Origin of the sequence: Streptomyces sp. SA15 (genome assembly GCF_002291145.1) — a bacterium.
Lineage (GTDB): Bacteria > Actinomycetota > Actinomycetes > Streptomycetales > Streptomycetaceae > Streptomyces.
This window is the reverse complement of record NZ_NTGE01000211.1, coordinates 28,462-47,384: the sequence shown is the minus strand read 5'-3', so window position 1 is coordinate 47,384 and position 18,923 is coordinate 28,462. Positions and strand designations below refer to the sequence as shown.

Below are 18,923 nucleotides of genomic sequence, written 5' to 3'. Positions count from 1 at the left end.
CGCAAAGGCGCACCCCGATTGTCACTACCTGCGCTTACTGTCGAGACATGGCAGGCACCAACCCCCCCGGCTACGACCCGACGTCAGTCGCCCGCTGGGCCGGCGAACCAGACAAACGCCCCGGCCGCACCGCCTTCCAACGCGACCGCGCCCGCATCCTCCATTCCTCCGCCCTCAGAAGACTCGCCGGCAAAACCCAAGTGGTGACGCCCGGCACGATGGGCCAGGCCTGGGACGCCAGCCCCCGCACCCGCCTCACCCACTCCCTGGAGTGCGCCCAGGTAGGCCGAGAACTGGGCGAAGCCCTCGGCTGCGACCCCGACCTGGTCGAGGCGGCCTGCCTCTCCCACGACCTCGGCCACCCACCCTTCGGCCACAACGGCGAACAGGCACTCAACGAATTCGCCGAGGACTGCGGCGGCTTCGAGGGAAACGCCCAGTCCCTCAGGCTCCTCACCCGCATCGAACCCAAACGGTTCACCGCCGAAGGCACCCGCTCCGTCGGCCTCAACCTCACCCGCGCCGCCCTGGACGCCGCCACCAAGTACCCCTGGCCCCGAGGCGCCCACCCCACCGACCCCAAGTCCCCGAAGTTCGGCGTCTACGACGACGACCGCCCCGTCTTCGACTGGGTCCGCGAGGGCGCCCCCGGCACCCGCACCACCTTCGAGGCCCAGGTCATGGACTGGGCCGACGACGTGGCGTACTCCGTGCACGACGTCGAGGACGGCCTGCACGCCGGCCACATCGACCCGGGCTGCCTGCACGCCGAGCCCGAGAGACAGGCGGTCTTCGCGGTCGCCATCGGGCGATACGTGCCCGCCGACACCGACCCCGCCGAACTGGCCGAGGCCCTCGACCGGCTCCTCGCCCAGGAGTGGTGGCCGCACGGCTACGACGGTACGGCCGTCGCCCAGGCCCGCCTCAAGGACGCCACCAGCCAGCTCATCGGCCGCTTCTGCCTCGCCGCCGAGGGCGCCACGCGCGCGGCGTACGGCACCGGCCGGCTGACGAGGTACGGCGCCGAACTCGTCGTACCGCACGAAACGCGCCTGGAATGCGCGGTCCTCAAGGCGGTCGCCGACCGGTACGTCATGCAGCGCGCCGAGCAGGAACGGCTGCGCGCCGACCAGCGGATCGTCGTCGCCGAACTGGCTCAGGCGCTCACCGTCCGTGCTCCCGACGGCCTCGACCCGCAGTTCCGTGCCCTGTTCGACCGGGCGCCGGACGACCGCGCGCGCAAGCGGGTGATCGTCGACCAGATCGCCTCCCTCACCGACGCCTCGGCCCGTTCGCTTCACGCCCGTCTGACGGGGCACCAGTGATGCTGATGAGACATGAGTGAACCGAAACACGCCCGAATGTGACCCTGCGTGGCCTGAACGGGCCACTCCCTCTTCCCGCATCACCCTGCGTGCGGGACGCTCGCATGTGGCGACACCCTTACGAGGAGGCATCAAGTGGTCGACGCGGATCAGACATTCGTCATCGTCGGAGGCGGCCTCGCCGGCGCGAAGGCGGCCGAGACGCTCCGAGCGGAGGGCTTCACCGGCCGCGTGATACTGATTTGCGACGAACGCGACCACCCGTACGAGCGCCCTCCTCTCTCCAAGGGCTACCTGCTCGGCAAGGAGGAGCGCGACAGCGTCTTCGTGCACGAGCCCGCCTGGTACGCGCGCAACGACATCGAGCTGCACCTCGGCCAGACCGTCGACGCCATCGACCGCACCGCGAAGACGGTCCGCTTCGGCGAGGACGGCACGGTTGTGCGCTACGACAAGCTGCTGCTCGCGACCGGCGCCGAGCCCCGCCGCCTGGACATCCCCGGCACGGACCTCGCGGGCGTCCACCATCTGCGCCGCCTCGCCCACGCCGAACGCCTCAAGGGCGTCCTGGCCGCCCTCGGCCGGGACAACGGCCACATCGTGATCGCGGGCGCCGGCTGGATCGGCCTGGAGGTCGCGGCGGCGGCCCGCGAGTACGGCGCCGAGGTCACCGTCGTCGAGCCTCTGCCGACCCCGCTGTACGCGGTCCTCGGCCCCGAGCTCGGCAACCTCTTCGCCCAGCTGCACCGCGAGCACGGCGTCCGCTTCCACTTCGGCGCGAAGCTGACGGAGATCGTCGGCCAGGACGGCATGGTGCTGGCCGCCCGCACCGACGACGGCGAGGAGCACCCCGCGCACGACGTCCTGGCGGCGGTCGGCGCCGCCCCACGGGTCTCCCTCGCGGAGGCGGCCGGCCTGGAGATCGCCGACCGCGCGCACGGCGGCGGGGTCGTGGTCGACGAGCGCCTGCGCACCTCCGACCCCGACATCTACGCGGCCGGCGATGTCGCCGCCTTCCCGCACCCCCTCTTCGACACCCGGATGCGCGTCGAACACTGGGCCAACGCCCTCAACGGCGGTCCGGCGGCGGCCCGCGCGATGCTCGGGCAGGACATCACCTACGACCGCGTGCCCTATTTCTTCTCCGACCAGTACGACATGGGGATGGAGTACAGCGGGTGGGCGCCCCCGGGGACGTACGACGAAGTGGTGATCCGGGGGGACGCGGGCAAGCGTGAGTTCATCGCGTTCTGGGTGAAGGAGCACCGGGTGCTGGCCGGGATGAACGTGAACGTGTGGGACGTCACAGAGCCCATCCAGCAGCTGATTCGTTCCAGGGCTCAGGTGGACACCGAGGCGCTCGCGAACCCGCACGTTCCGTTGGAAAGCGTGAGCGGCCAGGCTTCCTGACCGTCACTGCTGTCAGTCCACCACCGTAGAATTCACGCGTGGCAGGACGGATCAACGACGAGGACGTGAAGGCGGTACGGGACGCGGTCCCGATCGACGCCGTGGTGTCCGAGTACCTCCAGCTACGGAACGCGGGCGGCGGGAACCTGAAGGGCCTGTGCCCGTTCCACGACGAGAAGTCGCCGTCCTTCCAGGTCAGCCCGAGCAAGGGGTTCTTCCACTGCTTCGGCTGCCAGGAGGGCGGCGACACCATCACGTTCGTGATGAAGATCGACCACCTCTCCTTCTCGGAGGCGGTCGAACGCCTCGCAGCCCAGGCCGGCATCACCCTGCGCTACGAGGAGGGCGGGTACAACCCCGCCCACCAGCGCGGCGAGCGGATCCGCCTGGTCGAGGCCCACAAGATCGCCGCCGAGTGGTACATGGAGCAGCTGGCCGGCAGCCCGGAGGCCGACACCGGCCGCACGTTCCTCGCCGAGCGCGGCTTCGACCAGGCCGCCGCGGAGCACTTCTCCGTCGGCTACAGCCCCCAGGGCTGGGACCACCTCACCCGCTACCTCCGCGGCAAGGGCTTCACCGACAAGGAGCTGATCCTCTCCGGCCTCTCCCAGGAGGGCCGCCGCGGGCCCATCGACCGCTTCCGCGGCCGCCTGATGTGGCCCATCCGCGACATCGGCGGCGAGGTAGTCGGCTTCGGCGCCCGCAAGCTGTACGAGGCGGACAACGGGCCCAAGTACCTCAACACGCCCGACACGGCGATCTACCGGAAGTCCCAGGTCCTCTACGGCATCGACCTGGCGAAGAAGGACATCGCCAAGTCCAGCCGCGCGGTCGTGGTCGAGGGCTACACGGACGTGATGGCCTGCCACCTCGCCGGCGTGACCACCGCCATCGCCACCTGCGGTACGGCCTTCGGCGGCGACCACATCAAGATCCTCCGCCGTCTGCTGATGGACAACGGCTCCGCCCGCGTCATCTTCACCTTCGACGGCGACGCGGCCGGCCAGAAGGCGGCCCTGCGCGCCTTCGAGGACGACCAGAAGTTCGCCGCCGAGACGTACATCGCGATCGCGCCGGACAACATGGACCCCTGCGAGCTGCGCCTGGCGAAGGGCGACGAGGCGGTCGCCGACCTGGTCGAACCCCGCACGCCGCTCTTCGAGTTCGCGCTCCGCCAGATCGTCGGCCGCTACGACCTGGACACCCCGGCAGGACGGGCGGCGGCGCTGGACGAGGCCGCGCCCATCGTCGCCCGCATCAAGAACACCGGCGCCCAGCACGAGGTCGCCGTCCAGCTCGCGGGCATGCTCGGCATCCTCGACACGCAGTTCGTCGTCAAGCGCGTCGCCCAGCTGGCCCGTTGGGCCCGCGACCGCGGCGGCAAGGGCCCGGCGCCGACGCGGGGCCCCCAGCAGCAGTACGACGACCGGCCGCGCCCGGCGATGTCCGGCCCGGCCCTCAACCTCCGCAACCCGGTCTACGCCACCGAACGCGAACTCCTGAAACTCGCCCTCCAGCGCCCCGAGTTGGTCTCCCCGGCCTTCGACGCGTACGGCGTCGACGAGTTCACCGCCGCGCCCTACGCGGCCGTACGCCAGGCCGTCATGGACGCCGGCGGCGCGGAGTACGGCACGCAGGACCCGCAGGAGTACCTGGTCCGGGTCCGCGAGGTGGCCCCCGACGACGCCGTCCGCGCGATGGTCACGGAACTCGCGGTCGAGGCGATCATGCGCAAGACGGTCGACGAGCACTACGCGGGCGACCAGCTCGTCACGGTCCGCCGGCGAGCGGTCGAGCGCCGCATCCGGGAGATCCAGGGCACCGTGAGGCGCCTGGAAGCGGGCGGTGATCCGGCCCAGCTGGCTGCCGCGAAGAACGAACTGTGGGTTCTCCAGCAGTACGACCGGGCCCTGAGGGACCACGGAGCCGCAGCTCTCTGAGCGTGTCGCGTCCGGCAGGGTAACCACGCGGTCACGGACCGGACTCAAAAAGTCCCCGCACGCCCCTCGTGGCGGCGATGTGTCGTACTCCACACTGGGTTCCGGTGCCTGAGTCCTCGGAGCGCGGCCGATCCGTCCCCAGCGGGTCCCACCCCCGCGGTTCCGCTCATCGCGTACGGGACGGACAGCGGCGAGGCCGCCGACTCCGCCCCCGAAGTACCGCTGCCGCACACCTCAGCAGCGATCATCCTGGAGGTCGCCCCCGTGCAGACCCAGACCCTCACCCAGACCGACATCAGTACGGACGGTACGGAACCTGATACGGAGACCGACGTTCTCGTCGCGGTCCCGCCGCAGAGCCGTGTCGTGCACCACCCCGAGGCGGAGCCGGAGGGCCCGCCCGCCGAGGCGCTGGAGAGCGCCGAGGCCCCCGAGCCCGTGGAGGTCGCCGAGGTCCCCGAGGTCCCCGAGCGGGCCCGCGCCAAGGCCGACACCAGCGGACCCTCCTCCGACCTGTTCCGCCAGTACCTGCGGGAGATCGGCCGCATCCCACTGCTCACCGCGGCCGAGGAGGTCGACCTCGCCCGCCGCGTCGAGGCCGGCCTGTTCGCCGAGGAGAGGCTGCGCCTCGCCCCCGACCTGGACAGCCAGCTCGCCCTCGACCTGGACAGACTGGTCGTGATGGGCCGCATGGCCAAGCGCCGCCTGATCGAGGCGAACCTGCGGCTGGTGGTGTCCGTGGCGAAGCGGTACGTCGGCCGCGGGCTGACCATGCTCGACCTCGTCCAGGAGGGAAACCTGGGCCTGATCAGGGCGGTCGAGAAGTTCGACTACGCCCGCGGCTACAAGTTCTCCACGTACGCCACCTGGTGGATCCGCCAGGCCATGTCCCGCGCCCTCGCCGACCAGGCCCGCACCATCCGCGTCCCGGTCCACGTCGTCGAACTCATCAACCGGGTCGTGCGGGTACAACGCCGCATGCTCCAGGAACGCGGCTACGAGCCGACCCCGGCGGAGGTCGCCGCCCACCTCGACCTGCCGCCCGAGCGCGTCAGCGAGGTCCTCCGCCTCGCCCAGGAACCCGTCTCCCTGCACGCCCCGGTCGGCGAGGAGGACGACGTCGCCCTGGGCGACCTCATCGAGGACGGCGACGCGGCAAGCCCGGTCGAGTCGGCGGCGTTCCTGCTGCTCAGGGAGCACCTGGAGGCGGTGCTGTCGACGCTGGGGGAGCGGGAGAGGAAGGTCGTCCAGCTCCGCTACGGCCTGGCGGACGGCCGCCCCCGCACGCTGGAGGAGATCGGCCGCATCTTCGGCGTGACGCGGGAACGGATACGGCAGATCGAGTCGAAGACCCTGAACAAGCTCAGGGACCACGCATTCGCGGATCAGCTAAGGGGCTATCTGGACTGATGCCGCCTGCGGGGCCGTGGGGGCTGGTCGCGCCCACGCGGCGGAGCCGCAAATCGATACAGCCCCGCGCCCCTTAGGTCGGTCCAGCTGCTGTCGGTCGCCTGCCGCCGTAGCTGCGGGCAGTCGTGCCGCTGGGGCGGCACCCGTCCCAAAAGAGAGCGCCACCCCGCGGGGCGGGCGAGTGCACCCACCCGGCCTCAGCCCCAACGCCGGGCACGGAACTCAGTCCACCTCAGCCACCGCTTGCGCAAACTGCGCCTTGTACAGCCGCGCATACGCACCATCCGCGGCAAGCAGCTCGTCATGCGCCCCCTGCTCCACGATCGCCCCGTTCTCCATCACCAGAATCGTGTCGGCGTCCCGAATCGTCGACAGCCGATGCGCGATCACGAACGACGTGCGCCCATGCGCCAGCTTGGCCATCGCCTTCTGGATCAACACTTCCGTCCGCGTGTCCACCGAACTCGTAGCCTCGTCCAGCACCAGAATCACCGGATCGGACAGAAACGCCCGCGCGATGGTGATGAGCTGCTTCTCACCCGCACTGACCCCGCTGCCCTCACCGTCGATCACGGTGTCGTAGCCGTCCGGCAGCGTCCGGATGAACCGGTCCGCGTGGGCCGCCCGAGCCGCCTCCTCGATCTCCCCCCGGGTGACCTCCCTGGACGCCCCATACGCGATGTTCTCGGCGATCGTCCCGCCGAACAGCCAGGTGTCCTGGAGCACCATGCCGATCCCGGCACGCAGTTCGTCCCGGGACATCTTCGCGATGTCCACGCCGTCGAGAGTGATGCGCCCGCCGGAGACGTCGTAGAACCGCATGAGCAGGTTGACCAGCGTGGTCTTGCCGGCGCCGGTCGGGCCGACGATGGCCACCGTCTGCCCGGGCTCGACCTTCAGCGAGAGGTCCTCGATCAGCGGCTTCTCGGGGTCGTACCGGAACGACACGTGCTCGAGCGCCACCCGCCCGCGCAGTTCCTCGGGCCGTACGCCCGGCACCGGATCCGCCTCCTGCTCCTCCGCGTCCAGGAGTTCGAAGATCCGCTCGGCCGAGGCGACACCCGACTGCACGAGGTTCGCCATCGACGCGACCTGCGTCAGCGGCATCGAGAACTGCCGCGAGTACTGGATGAAGGCCTGCACATCACCGATGGACAGCGCACCGGCCGCCACCCGCAGCCCGCCGATCACCGCGACCAGGACGTACGTCAGGTTGGACACGAACATCATCAGCGGCTGCATGATCCCGCTGTTGAACTGCGCCTTGAACCCGGCCTCGTACAGCGCCTCGTTCTGCTCGGCGAACTGCTGGGCCGACTCCTCCTGCCGCCCGAACACCTTCACCAGGGCGTGCCCGGTGTACATCTCCTCGACGTGCGCGTTGAGCTTGCCGGTGGTGCGCCACTGCTGCACGAAGTGCGGCTGCGACCGCTTGCCGACGCGCGTGGCGACGACGTACGACAGCGGCACGGTGACGAGGGCGACCAGCGCCAGCAGCCACGACACCCAGAACATCATCACGAGCACGCCGATGATGGTGAGCACCGAGTTGATGAGCTGGCCCATCGACTGCTGGAGGGTCTGCCCGATGTTGTCGATGTCGTTGGTGGCCCGGCTGAGCACCTCACCGCGCTGCCGCTTGTCGAAGTACGACAGCGGCAGCCGCGACAGCTTCGTCTGTACGTCCTCGCGCATCCGGTACATGGTCCGGTTCACGGCGCTGTTCACCAGCCGCGTGGCCACCAGCATCAGCAGACCGGCGACCATGAACACGACGAGCGCGAGCAGCAGCACGTTCCCGACGGCGCCGAAGTCGATGCCCTTGCCCGGGGTGAAGTCCGTACTCCGGAGCATGTCGGCGATCGAGCCGTCGCCGCGCTCGCGCATCGACGCGAGGACCTCGTCCTTGGTCTCCCCGGCCGGCATCTGCCGCCCGATGATCCCCGCGAAGACCAGGTCGGTGGCCTTGCCGAGGATCTTCGGCCCGATGACCGACAGGCCGACGCTCACGAGCACGCACAGCAGCAGCGCGTAGATGGTCAGCCGCTCGGGTTTGAACTGGGCGACGAGCCGTTTGCCCGACCCCTTGAAGTCGAGCGACTGCTGGTCGGGGCCGGTCCCGGCCATCATTCGCCCTGCTGGCCCCGCCATCAGGCAGCCTCCGCTTCCGTCAGCTGGGAGAGCACGATCTCCCGGTAGGTCTCGTTGTCCGCCATCAGTTCGTGGTGCCGTCCGGTGCCGACGACCCGCCCCTCGTCGAGGACGACGATCCGGTCGGCGTCCCGGATGGTCGCGACCCGCTGGGCGACGATGACGACGGTCGCCTCGGCGGTCTCGTCGGCGAGCGCCGCACGCAGGGCCGCGTCGGTGGCGTAGTCGAGCGCGGAGAAGGAGTCGTCGAAGAGGTAGATCTCCGGGCGCTGGACGAGGGTGCGGGCGATGGCGAGGCGCTGGCGCTGACCGCCCGACACGTTCGTGCCGCCCTGCGCGATCGGCGCGTCGAGCCCGCCCTCCAGCCGCTCCACGAACTCCTTGGCCTGCGCCACCTCCAGCGCGTGCCACAGTTCGTCGTCCGTCGCGTCCGGGTTGCCGTAGCGCAGGTTGGTCGCCACCGTGCCCGCGAACAGGTACGGCCGCTGCGGCACCATCCCGACCGTCTTCGCCAGCAGGACCGGGTCGATGGTCGCCACGTCCACGCCGTCGACGAGCACCTCTCCGTCGGTCGCGTCGAACAGCCGCGGCACCAGCCCGAGCAGCGTGGACTTGCCGCTGCCGGTCGAGCCGATCACGGCGGTGGTCTCACCCGGCCGGGCCACCAGGTCGACCGACCTCAGCACCGGCTCCTCGGCCCCCGGGTAGCGGAAGCCCGCCCCGCGGAGCTCGAGATGGCCGTGGCGGCGCAGCTCGCGCACCGGAGCCGTCGGCGGAACCACGCTCGACGAGGTGTCCAGGACCTCCTGGATGCGCTCGGCGCACACCTCCGCGCGCGGCACCATCATGAACATGAAGGTGGCCATCATCACGGACATCACGATCTGCATCAGATAGGCGAGGAACGCGGTCAGGCCGCCGATCTCCATCCCGCCGCTGTCGATGCGGTGCGCGCCGAACCACACCACGGCGATCGACGACAGGTTCACCACCGTCATGACCATCGGGAACATCAGCGCGAGCAGCCGCCCGGTGCCCAGCGCCATGTCGGTCAGGTCGGCGTTCGCCTTCCGGAAGCGGTGCTGTTCGTACTCGTCCCGTACGAACGCGCGGATCACCCGGTTGCCGGTGATCTGCTCACGCAGTACCCGGTTCACCGTGTCCAGGCGCTCCTGCATGGACCGGAACAGCGGGCGCAGCCGGCGCACGATCAGCGTCACGCAGATGCCCATCACCGGCACCACCGCGACCAGCACCCCGGACAGCGGCACGTCCAGACCGAGCGCCAGCACGATGCCGCCCACGCACATGATCGGCGCCGACACCATCAGCGTGAACGTCATCAGGACCAGCATCTGCACCTGCTGGACGTCGTTCGTCGTCCGGGTGATCAGCGACGGCGCGCCGAACTGGCCGACCTCACGCGCCGAGAAGGACTGCACCCGGTCGAAGACGGCGGCCCGGACGTCCCGGCCGAGCGCCGAGGCGGTCTGCGCGCCGTAGTACACGGCACCGATGTTGCACACGACTTGGACCAGCGAGATACCGATCATCAGCGCGCCGTAGGTGAGGATGTAGCCGGTGTTCCCCTTCACCACACCGTCGTCGATGATGTCCGCGTTCAGCGTGGGCAGGTAGAGGGTGGCGCAGGTCTGCAGTAACTGCAGCAGCACCAGCAGGGTGATGGGTCTTTTGTAGGGCCTGAGGTAGGCACGCAGAAGTCGTATGAGCACGCGTTGTCTCTCGGAGTCGACGGTGGGGCCGGTTGGTTGCCCCTGGCCCCTATCGTCGAACACTCCACCCGCGTTACCTCAACCGATTAAGCCGACAGCATGGCTTCGTACGGCCTTATGGGTGCGACATGCGTGCGATTCCTACCGGACCCTTACGTTCCACTACGCCCGAAACGCCCCCGCCGCTATGCCCGGAACGCCCCCGGATGCGTCTGCTCCCGCACCGACACGAACTGCTGCCGCACCGCCTGCCCGACCGCCAGCTCCTCACCCGGCTCCAGCACCTGCGCGGCCGCGCCGTGCCAGGCCGGCGGGGTGCGCGGGTCGAGCGTGCCCTGCGACACCCCGAGCGCCCAGGCCGCCTGCCGGGCGGCGCCGATCGCCGCGTAGTCCGCGGGCTGCGGTACGACGACCTGCGTACCGAACAGCGCGGGCGCCGCCGCCTGCACGGCCGGCAGCTCCGCCGCCGCCCCCAGCAGAAAGACCCGCCGCACGTCCACGCCCCGGCCGCGCAGCACGTCGAGCGCGTCCGCGAGCCCGCACAACATGCCCTCGAACGCGGCCCGCGCCAGATGCTCCGGCTTCATCGACTCACGCCTGAGTCCCGACAGGGTCCCGGCGGTGTGCGGCAGGTTCGGCGTCCGCTCACCCTCCAGGTAGGGCAGCAGCACCAGCCCGTGCGACCCCGGCGTCGACTTCATCGCCAGATCGGACAGGCTCTCCAGATCGGACAGCCCGAGCATCTCGGCGGCCCCGCGCAGGGTCCGTACGGCGTTCAGCGTGGTGACGACCGGCAGGTGCATGCCGGTCGCGTCCGCCAGGGAGGTGATCATTCCTGACTGGTCGACGAGTGCCTCGGGATGAATGGCCATCACGGACCCGGAGGCCCCGAGGGAGACCACCGCGTCCCCGATGCCGAGTCCGAGCCCGAAGGCGGCGGCCATCGTCTCGCCGGTCCCGGCGGAGATCAGCAGCCCCTCCGGTGTCGTACCGGCGGCGTCGGAGGGCCCGATCACCTCGGGCAGCATCGCCTGGTGACCGAGCGCCAGCTCGACGAGATCGGCCCGGTAGGCACCGGTGGCAGCCGACCAGTACCCGGTCCCGGAGGCCCCGCCCCGGTCGGTGGTCCTCCTGACCGGCCGCCCGAGCAACTGCCACACCAGCCAGTCGTGCGCCTGCATCAGGACGGAGGTGCGCAGGGCGGCGTCGGGCTCGCTCTTGGCGAGCCAGCGCAGCTTGGTCACGGGTTGAGCGGCCTGCGGTACGCACCCCACCGCCTGCGCCCATGCCTCGCGCCCGCCGAGCGCGTCGACGAGATCGGCCGCCGCGACCTGCGCCCGCTTGTCCCCGCCCACCATCGCCGGCCGTACGGTGCCCCCCTGCGCGTCCAGCGGCACCACGGCGTTCTGCTGCGCGGACACGCCGATGGCCTGCACGCCTTCGAGCAGCCCGCCCCCGGCCGCCTCGCCCAGGGACAGCAGCCACGCCTGTGGATCGACATCGGCAGGCCGACCGCCGCCCTCGGCGTTCTCCACCGGGTGCGGCGCGTATCCCTGCCTGAGTACGGAACCCGTGTCCGCATCGCAGACAACGATACGAGTGAAATCGGGCGAACTGTCCAGCCCGGCGACTATCCCCATGGCTAAAATTCTGCCGTACCGCGGCGCCGGCTTGGGCCATGGGCGCCGTAGGGGTGGCTGTGGTTCGGTGGGTGCGGGTGCTTCGTGGCTGGTCGCGACCACACGGCGGAGCCGCGAATGTCACAGCCCCGCGCCGCTTGGGTTCGTGGTTGTACTCGGCGTCGAAGAGATGCCGCTACGTGTTGCTTGTGCCCCAGTCGTCCTCGCCTGTGCCGTTCGTGCTGCGCTCGCGCAGGGAGCGGACCCGCTGGGCCACCGAGTCCGGAACCCGGTCTCCCACCTTGTCGCTGACCACGTGGTACGCCTTGCCGGCGAACTGGCGGCCCTGCTGCGCGGCCGACTCGGCGGTGTTGCGGACGGCGGGGTTCTGGGCGACCTGCCGGGCGGACTTCTTCAGCTGCTCGTAGCGCTCGCGTCCGGCCCTCGTGCCCAGCACGTAACCCAGAGCGAGTCCGACGACGAACGTGAGCCGGTAGCGCATGACGGCCACCCTTCCCTCGAGTAGGTCTCCGGTGCGACATCGGTGCCAGGGGGGAACCGATTGGCGGAGCACCCCCCTGCTTGCGCTAATGTATGTGTCGCAGCGAGCGCCCGCCTTCTGGCGAATACCCAGGTAGGTACGTTCGATGCAACGAGGCATTCCTCCGTAGCTCAATTGGCAGAGCAGCCGGCTGTTAACCGGCAGGTTACTGGTTCGAGTCCAGTCGGGGGAGCTCGGTCCTCCGTAGCTCAATTGGCAGAGCAGCCGGCTGTTAACCGGCAGGTTACTGGTTCGAGTCCAGTCGGGGGAGCATGCTGAACGAGGACCCCGTAGGGGTCCTTTTTCATGTCCGTGGGAACCGCTCGTGGTGCGGCGCAGTCCTTCAAGGTCGTGAACGCCGTGCGAAGCCGACCATCCGAAGCAGGAGATCGTATGAGCGGCTATGCTGCGGCAGACGGCGCGCACACATGTACGCGACACGCCGCTATGGGGCGGTAGCTCAGCCGGTTAGAGCAGCGGACTCATAATCCGTCGGCCGTGGGTTCGAGTCCCACCCGCCCCACCAGGCGCTACGCGGGCAGAACCGTTTCTACCTGCGGGGACGCGAGGACGGGGCCGCCGCGCCGAGGCGGCGACCCTCGTTCACCCGCTCAGACCAAGATCCAGGGGACGCACAGGGGACACGAGGCCGGATCAGGGGACAGAGGACCCTCACGCCGCCTTTTCAGCCCTGTGGGAGGTCCTTCGCGAGGGCTGTCCCGGCGTTCCAGTTCGGTGGCGATGGCGTGTCCGGGTGCGGGCCGGATGAACGCGCCGTCGTCGTCCATGAACACGTTCGGCTCCCGGATGCCCGCCGGCTCCGCGCCGGCCGTCTCGGGAGAGGCTTTGCGGTAGCTGCGGCCGTAGAAGGTCCAGGCGGAACGGAAGGAAAGGAGCAGTCCCACGGGCAGCGGCGGGTGAACTCGATCGACGCGCACGGATCCAGCTCTCCGATGAAGTACCTGCGCCGGTGCCGCATCAGATCGCGCGCCGGAGGAGCAGGCGCATGGTCACCTCGGTGGGCGGCGGACGGGGACAGCAGCCGGACGGCTGCTGTCACAGGGGTTCCACACGGGACAGGCCGGAACCACACGTCCGCCGAACGGCCCACGGCTACCCGCCGAACGGCGTTCACCCGCCCGGCGGCTCAGCGGAGGACTCCGGTTCTGCGGAATGGTGGCCGGGCGTCGACGCCGGGCCGTCGCCTGAGGCGGTGGTGCACGCGGCAGTCCGAGGGCGCAGTGGGACGCCGTTGGCGCGTAGCACCTCGCGGACGTCCAGGATCAGGGGGAAGATCTCGTGATTGCGGTCCTCGCCCTGTTCCTCCCAGGCCCGTTGCTCGGCCTCGACGGCCATGCGGTCCTCGGCGAACACACGCTCGGTGAAGCGCCTGATGAACGGCCAGGCCAGATGGAGGGCGCCGGGGATCCGGGGCTTTTCGATCATGAGCAAGCCGTAGGCGTGACATGTCCGCTGCTCGGCGTCCTCAGGCACGTACGCGGCCCAGAGACGGAAGGCTGGACGTTCGGCGTTCTCCGGGACCAGGTCGAGTGTCTGGTACGGGTATTCGGTGCGGATGGTCATGATGTCGCGGGAGTCGCCGCCGCGGATGCCCTCGGCGGCCAGCAAGCCGGCGCCGCGATTCCGCTTCCCCCCGGCGTGGGTGAACAGGTACCTGGCCTCCACCGACCGCGCACCCGTCCGGTATTCCAGCAATTCGGGGTGAAGCTTGCCGACGATGCCCCGGTGGAGGAACTGGTGGTTCATGTCGAGCAGGTTCTCGTGCATGAACGAGTAGTGGCAGCGCACGGTCCGGGAGAAGGTCATGGTCCTGTACTGCGGTGAGCCGAAGGTCGGCAGCGCGGGCAGAGCGGTGACCGCTGCTTTCTCCGGGTCGCCCGGGAAGGCGAAGACCAAGCCGTACGCCTCGCGGACGGGATAGCCGCGCACGCCGCGCGGCGGCCGGCCATCGCCCTTGGACAGGTACGGGATCTGCGAGATGCGTCCGTCGCCGCGATAGGCCCACGCGTGATAGCCGCAGCGGAGTGTCTCGCCCTCCACGGCGCCCATGCTCAGCGGCACCTGCCGGTGGGCGCATCGGTCCTCCAGCGCGTGGACGGTGCCGCTGTCCCCGCGGTAAAGGGCGATGCGGTCGCCGGCGAACGCGGTCGCGAGCACCCGTCCGGTGCGCACGCTGCCGGACGACGCGACCGGGTACCAGTAGTCCGGGTTCGCCCCGACACGCCGCAGGTCAGCCATGCCGAAACTCGGATCGCGGTGCCCCGGGTGCCAGGCGCTGTCGGCCTCATCGGAGTCAGTCCCGGTCATACGTCTCCCTTACACGAGCGACTCCGGCACGGACAGTCAGGCGTCACACCGGGCGCCACCGACTGCCGATGCGGCAGCGGGGCCCCAGCACCTTCCATCCTGGCGGCCACCCGCCACCCACGCCCTGCCCAGCGCGTCCGGAGGGATGAGCGGCCCGTACCTGCGGCACGCCCAGGTGCCCTGAGCCCGCCCACATTCCCAGCGTCACTCTGTCGTCACAGCGCCTGCTCGGGCCAGTCCAGCAGACGGGCGCCGATGACCGCGGTCTGGAGCATGTACCGGTGCGTCGGGTCGGCAGGGTTGGCGCCGGTCAGTTTGTGGATGCGTTCGAGACGGTAGGTCAGTGCGCGGACACTCAGGTTCAGGCGGCGGGCTGCCTCGGCGGCCACGCAGCCGGAGTCGAAGTAGGCGGTGAGGGTGTCCAACAGGACCTCGGCGCCGCCGCGGGCGGTGGTGAGCGGTCCGAGGGTGCCCCTGACGAGGTCGGCCATGGCCTGGCGGTCGCGGGTGAGGACGGGGTAGACGAGCAGGTCGGCAGCGCGCAGAACGGGCTCGTCGAGGTCGAGGCGCTCGGCGAGTTCCAGGGCGTTGAGGGCCTCTTCGTACGAGTGGACGACGCCGCCGGGGCCGGGCCGGGGGCGGCCGACGGCGACCCGGCCGCCGTCGGTGGCGACATGCGCCTGCTTGGCGAAGGAGGAGAGCACCTGGTCCTGGTCGCCGGGCGCGATGCACACCAGGCGGCCGTCCTTGGTGGTGAGCAGGATGTCGCGGTCGCCGAAGCGGGCGATGAGAGCCTGTTCCACCTGGCGGGTGACCGGATCGCCTTCGTCGTACGATGTCGGCCCCTGAGCGACGGCGACGGCGTGGGCGTGGGACAGCCGCAGGCCGAACCGTTCGGCGCGTTCGGCGAGGCGGCCGAGGTCGCTGCGGCCGTACAGGAGGTCGTCGATGAACTCCCGGCGGGCGGCCTCCTCCTGGCGTACGGCGAGGCGTTGCGCGCGTTCGTATCCCTCGGCGAACGCGTCGACCGCCTGCTGCACGGCGGCGAGCGTGCTGTCGGCGGAGCTTGGGCCGCTCGGCCAGGCGGTGCGGGTCGCTGCCAGGTGCGCGCCGACCAGGGCGCGCAGTCCGAAGCCGGCGTCGGCGGCCCGTTCGCCCAGGCGGCGGCGGGACTCGATCTCGTCGCGGGTCAGACGGCGGCCGGTGGCCGAGACGTCGGCCAGTATTTGTGCGTAGCCGTCGAGATAGTCGAGATAGTCGTCGGGTATCGCGGATTGCGCCATCTGCCCCCCGCTTTACTGATGCCCGTTGATGCCTTCTTAACGGCGTTCGGCATGCAAACCCTAGTGAACATTGCCGGGAACCGGCAATGCGCCGATGAACCGTGGCTCTGCACCATAGGCGGCGGGGAGCACGGCGGATGGCTCCGGTGCCGGACACCTGCCGGTGCCTGGCACCGGGGTGGCGGTCGCTCTCTCGCTGCTGACGGCGTTCGCCTGGGTACTCGGCACCGGCGCGGCGATCCTGCCGGCCGAGTGGCGGCTGGGGCGGTTACGTTCTGCGCCGCCCCAACCGTCACGGGACTGCGATCAGGCGGTGGTGCGGAACGGCCCGGTGACTTCGTAGGTGATGCCGCCGGAGGAGCTGCCGCTGGTGCCGCGCTGGCTGGAGAAGTAGAGCCGCCGGCCGTTGGGGGAGAAGGCGGGGCCGCAGATCTCGGAGCTGGACTGGCCGGTGATCCGCAGGAAGGGGGCGACGATGTCGTCGGGGGTGATGATGCAGATCTCCATGTTGCCGCCGTCCTCGGCGACGAACAGGTCGCCGGAGGAACTGCCGGTGACGTTGTCGACGCCGGTCAGCGGTGCGGTGCCGCCTGTGACCAGGCTGTCGTCGTAGGCGAGTTCGTAGGTGCTGTTGAGCAGGTTGAGCTGCCAGACGCGGTTGTCGCCCTTGGTGGTGAACCAGACGGTGTCACTGGCGTAGTGGCAGCCTTCGCCGCCGTTGAAGATCTTGGCGGCGGAGACCTGGTCGCGGGTGTAGGTGGGGGAGCCGTCCGGGTCGGGTACGTTCGTCCAGGTGAAGGAGCCGGAGGTGCCGGTGCCGGCGACGAGCACCTGCAGGGTGCCGGAGGACAGGTCGCCCCAGGTGGTGGGGATGAACCGGTAGAAGCAGCCGTCCGACTCGTCCTCGGTCAGGTAGATCACCTTGCGTACCGGGTCGGCGGCGGCCGCCTCGTGCTTGAAGCGGCCCATCGCGTCGCGGCGGATGGCGGTCGTGGCGCCCCACGGGTCGGTCTCGTAGACGTAGCCGCGGCTGACTTCCTCGCAGGACAGCCAGGTGTTCCACGGGGTGGCGCCGCCCGCGCAGTTGTTGCGGGTGTTGGACAGGATGCGGTAGGCGCCCGTGATGGAACCCGAGGAGTTGAACTTGACGGCGCCCGCGCCGCCACCGGTGGAGATCTCCGAGTTGGAGACGTAGATCCAGCCCGTGCCGTCGGCGAAGCAGGCGCCGCCGTCGGGGGCGCCGTGCCAGGTGTAGGAGGTGCCGGGGACCGTCTGGCTGGAGCGGGCTATGACTCTGCTGGTGAAGCCGGACGGCAGCATGATGCCGTTGGCGTCGGCGGCCAGCAGGCCACCGTAGGGGCTGGTGCCGTTCTGTGCCGGGGCCGCGTAGGCGGCGCCGTGCATGAGGGTGCCGCCGAAGACGGCGGCCGAGGTGCCGATCACAGCACCGCGCAGGAAGTTGCGACGTTCCACAGGTACTCCTTCGTCAAAGAAGAGCGAACGATGACTTGTTGAGCGCCGCCGACTGGTCACAGGGAACGTAAAGCCCGCTGACAGGCGATGTAAGGCTCCCTTGGCCCAACTCTTTCCGGCCAACCGGTGAGTAGATCTGGTGCAGAAACGATCAGTCCGCCACCAAATGAACGATCAGGGAATCCTTGTGTACGAAGTGATGGAGGTCCTTCACTGGAAGCAGGCAGGTACATCAACCGGCCCGGCGATCGCTTGCTGCGCGTGCCGCGCGAAGTAGGGCCGCGCCGGCCAGGAAGGTGGCCAGGGCTGCGGTCGGCAGCCCCAGCGGGCCGCGATCGGCCGGACCGGCGACGCCCACACCGAGCAGACCGAGCACGCAGGCGGCGTAGCCGACGGTGGTCGCGGTGGCGCGCACCCTGGGCCGGCCGAGTGCCTTCCACCAGCTGCGCGAGGTCACGGCGCCGCGCCGCAGGCCGCGCCTCTCGAACCGGCCGAAGACCGCCACCAACGCGCCCAGCACGGTGGAGAGCGCGAGCAGCCACGGCAGTTTCCACAGAAACCAGGCCTCTGTCTCCCCCGGGGGTTGGGGCAGCGGGAACAGGGCGGAGGTGTACACGGCCACGGCGACGAGCACGAACGCGCTCATGTGCCACAGCAGAACGGTCATGATCACCGAGTTCACGGCAATCACGGCCATCCACGGCCCGAGCCGTTGCAGCCACCGCTCCGCGGCGTCGCGCAGCAGCAGCACCAGCCCGAGCTGAGCCGTGGCCAACGCGAGCAGGGCGAGCGTCGGCGGCGAGAGGTTGCGGAACGAGGTGCCGGGAACGTCGACCATGCTGACCGGGTACGGGCCGAGCACGGTGAGCAGCACCGCCACCGCGGCACCGCCCACCAGCAGCGGCATTGCCACCCTGGGCCGGACCGGCAGTGTCCCGTCCTGCCAGGCGAAGCCGATCTGGTGCACCGCCAGCCAGACGAACAGGTAGTTGCCCAACTGCAGTGTCGACGCCTCGAACGCCAGCCGCGCGACGTCTCCCGCGGCGGCCAGCCCGACCAGTACCAGCGGCACGACCAGCCCCGCCCGTCGGTGCAGGCGGTGCATCAGCGGCGCCAGGAAGACCACCACGAGGTAGACCATCAGGAACCACAGCGGGATCGAAGCCAGCCACACCGCCCGGCCCACTTGAACGGGATCGACGCCCGCCAGCCGGGCGATCAGTGCGGCGGCCGCGAGCGTCACCAGCAGCACGGTCGTCGGCCGTACGAGCCGCGCGCTGCGGTCGAGCAGCCAGTCCCCGACGCTGCCGCCCCCACGGGTGTGTGAGGTCAGCGAGGCGGCGTTGGCGAACCCACCGACCATGAAGAACACCGGCATCACCTGGACCAGCCAGGTGATCGGGCGGCCCCACGGCAGCACTTCCAGGGCACTGAAGCCGTCCACGCCGCGGGCCCCACTGGTGACCACGATGACCATCCAGTGACCGAGCACCACGATGAGGATGGCGAGCGCCCTCAGCAGGTCGACATGGCGTTCCCGCCGTGGCGGTGTCCGCTCGGCGAGCTCACGCAGGCCGTGCATGTTGCCATCCTACGAACGGCACCCGATGAAGATCGGCAACCCACCATCGGGCGGGGCGCGCGCGAGGGCCGGTCATGACGTGCTGGTTGTGGGAGACGTGGTGCAGGGCCGGGGCCGAGGCGCCTGCA

Annotated in this window: 11 protein-coding genes, 3 tRNA genes and 2 pseudogenes; 7 read left to right on the top strand and 9 right to left on the bottom strand. The window is 70.1% G+C overall.

Annotated features, from left to right (window positions below):
* The first annotated feature begins 47 nt into the window (after positions 1-47).
* The 4 genes and pseudogenes from CLM62_RS45000 to CLM62_RS44985 all read left to right on the top strand — a co-directional run bounded on the left by CLM62_RS45000 (position 48) and on the right by CLM62_RS44985 (position 6,085).
* Entirely contained in the window at positions 48-1,325 is a 1,278-nt protein-coding gene (locus CLM62_RS45000; protein ID WP_095755687.1) for a deoxyguanosinetriphosphate triphosphohydrolase, read from the top strand.
* A gap of 135 nt (positions 1,326-1,460) precedes the next feature.
* Complete coding sequence (locus CLM62_RS44995; RefSeq protein ID WP_095755686.1) at positions 1,461-2,735, top strand: NAD(P)/FAD-dependent oxidoreductase; 1,275 nt, start codon at positions 1,461-1,463, stop codon at positions 2,733-2,735.
* Between the two features lie 38 nt (positions 2,736-2,773).
* A complete protein-coding gene (gene dnaG / locus CLM62_RS44990) occupies positions 2,774-4,675 on the top strand; it encodes a DNA primase (RefSeq protein WP_095755685.1) in 1,902 nt (633 codons plus the stop codon).
* A gap of 104 nt (positions 4,676-4,779) precedes the next feature.
* Positions 4,780-6,085, top strand: a pseudogene (locus tag CLM62_RS44985) (RNA polymerase sigma factor).
* A 222-nt stretch (positions 6,086-6,307) separates the two neighbouring features.
* Here CLM62_RS44985 and CLM62_RS44980 read toward each other — a convergent pair.
* The 4 genes from CLM62_RS44980 to CLM62_RS44965 form a co-directional block, all read right to left on the bottom strand.
* On the bottom strand, positions 6,308-8,236 hold the full coding sequence (locus CLM62_RS44980; protein ID WP_095755684.1) for an ABC transporter ATP-binding protein: 1,929 nt from the start codon (positions 8,234-8,236) through the stop codon (positions 6,308-6,310).
* Complete coding sequence (locus CLM62_RS44975; protein WP_095755683.1) at positions 8,236-9,969, bottom strand: ABC transporter ATP-binding protein; 1,734 nt, start codon at positions 9,967-9,969, stop codon at positions 8,236-8,238. The genes CLM62_RS44980 and CLM62_RS44975 overlap by 1 nt, the downstream gene beginning before the upstream one ends.
* A 185-nt stretch (positions 9,970-10,154) precedes the next feature.
* Complete coding sequence (locus CLM62_RS44970; RefSeq protein ID WP_095755682.1) at positions 10,155-11,609, bottom strand: FGGY-family carbohydrate kinase; 1,455 nt, start codon at positions 11,607-11,609, stop codon at positions 10,155-10,157.
* 175 nt (positions 11,610-11,784) lie between these two features.
* Positions 11,785-12,090, bottom strand: coding sequence for a hypothetical protein (locus CLM62_RS44965; RefSeq protein WP_095755681.1), 306 nt, complete (start codon positions 12,088-12,090; stop codon positions 11,785-11,787).
* Between the two features lie 159 nt (positions 12,091-12,249).
* Here CLM62_RS44965 and CLM62_RS44960 point away from each other — a divergent pair.
* The 3 genes from CLM62_RS44960 (at position 12,250) to CLM62_RS44950 (ending at position 12,655) form a co-directional block, all read left to right on the top strand.
* A tRNA-Asn gene (locus CLM62_RS44960) sits at positions 12,250-12,322 on the top strand.
* Between the two features lie 5 nt (positions 12,323-12,327).
* A tRNA-Asn gene (locus tag CLM62_RS44955) sits at positions 12,328-12,400 on the top strand.
* A gap of 178 nt (positions 12,401-12,578) precedes the next feature.
* A tRNA-Ile gene (locus tag CLM62_RS44950) sits at positions 12,579-12,655 on the top strand.
* Positions 12,656-12,848: 193 nt separating this feature from the next.
* Here the strand turns inward: CLM62_RS44950 and CLM62_RS53355 are convergent.
* From CLM62_RS53355 to CLM62_RS44925, 5 genes and pseudogenes are all read right to left on the bottom strand, one after another.
* Positions 12,849-13,126 (bottom strand): annotated as a pseudogene (locus CLM62_RS53355) (hopanoid C-3 methylase HpnR); the annotation flags it as partial.
* A 134-nt stretch (positions 13,127-13,260) separates the two neighbouring features.
* Positions 13,261-14,457: an aromatic ring-hydroxylating dioxygenase subunit alpha gene (locus tag CLM62_RS44940; protein WP_095755680.1), complete on the bottom strand. Its 1,197-nt coding sequence runs from the start codon at positions 14,455-14,457 to the stop codon at positions 13,261-13,263.
* Positions 14,458-14,672: 215 nt separating this feature from the next.
* The gene (locus tag CLM62_RS44935; protein ID WP_095755679.1) at positions 14,673-15,740 is read right to left on the bottom strand and encodes a CdaR family transcriptional regulator; all 1,068 of its coding nucleotides are present in this window, start codon (positions 15,738-15,740) and stop codon (positions 14,673-14,675) included.
* Positions 15,741-16,046: 306 nt separating this feature from the next.
* The gene (locus tag CLM62_RS44930; RefSeq protein WP_095755678.1) at positions 16,047-17,213 is read right to left on the bottom strand and encodes an alkaline phosphatase PhoX; all 1,167 of its coding nucleotides are present in this window, start codon (positions 17,211-17,213) and stop codon (positions 16,047-16,049) included.
* Between the two features lie 232 nt (positions 17,214-17,445).
* On the bottom strand, positions 17,446-18,795 hold the full coding sequence (locus CLM62_RS44925) for an acyltransferase (protein ID WP_095755677.1): 1,350 nt from the start codon (positions 18,793-18,795) through the stop codon (positions 17,446-17,448).
* Positions 18,796-18,923 lie beyond the last annotated feature (128 nt).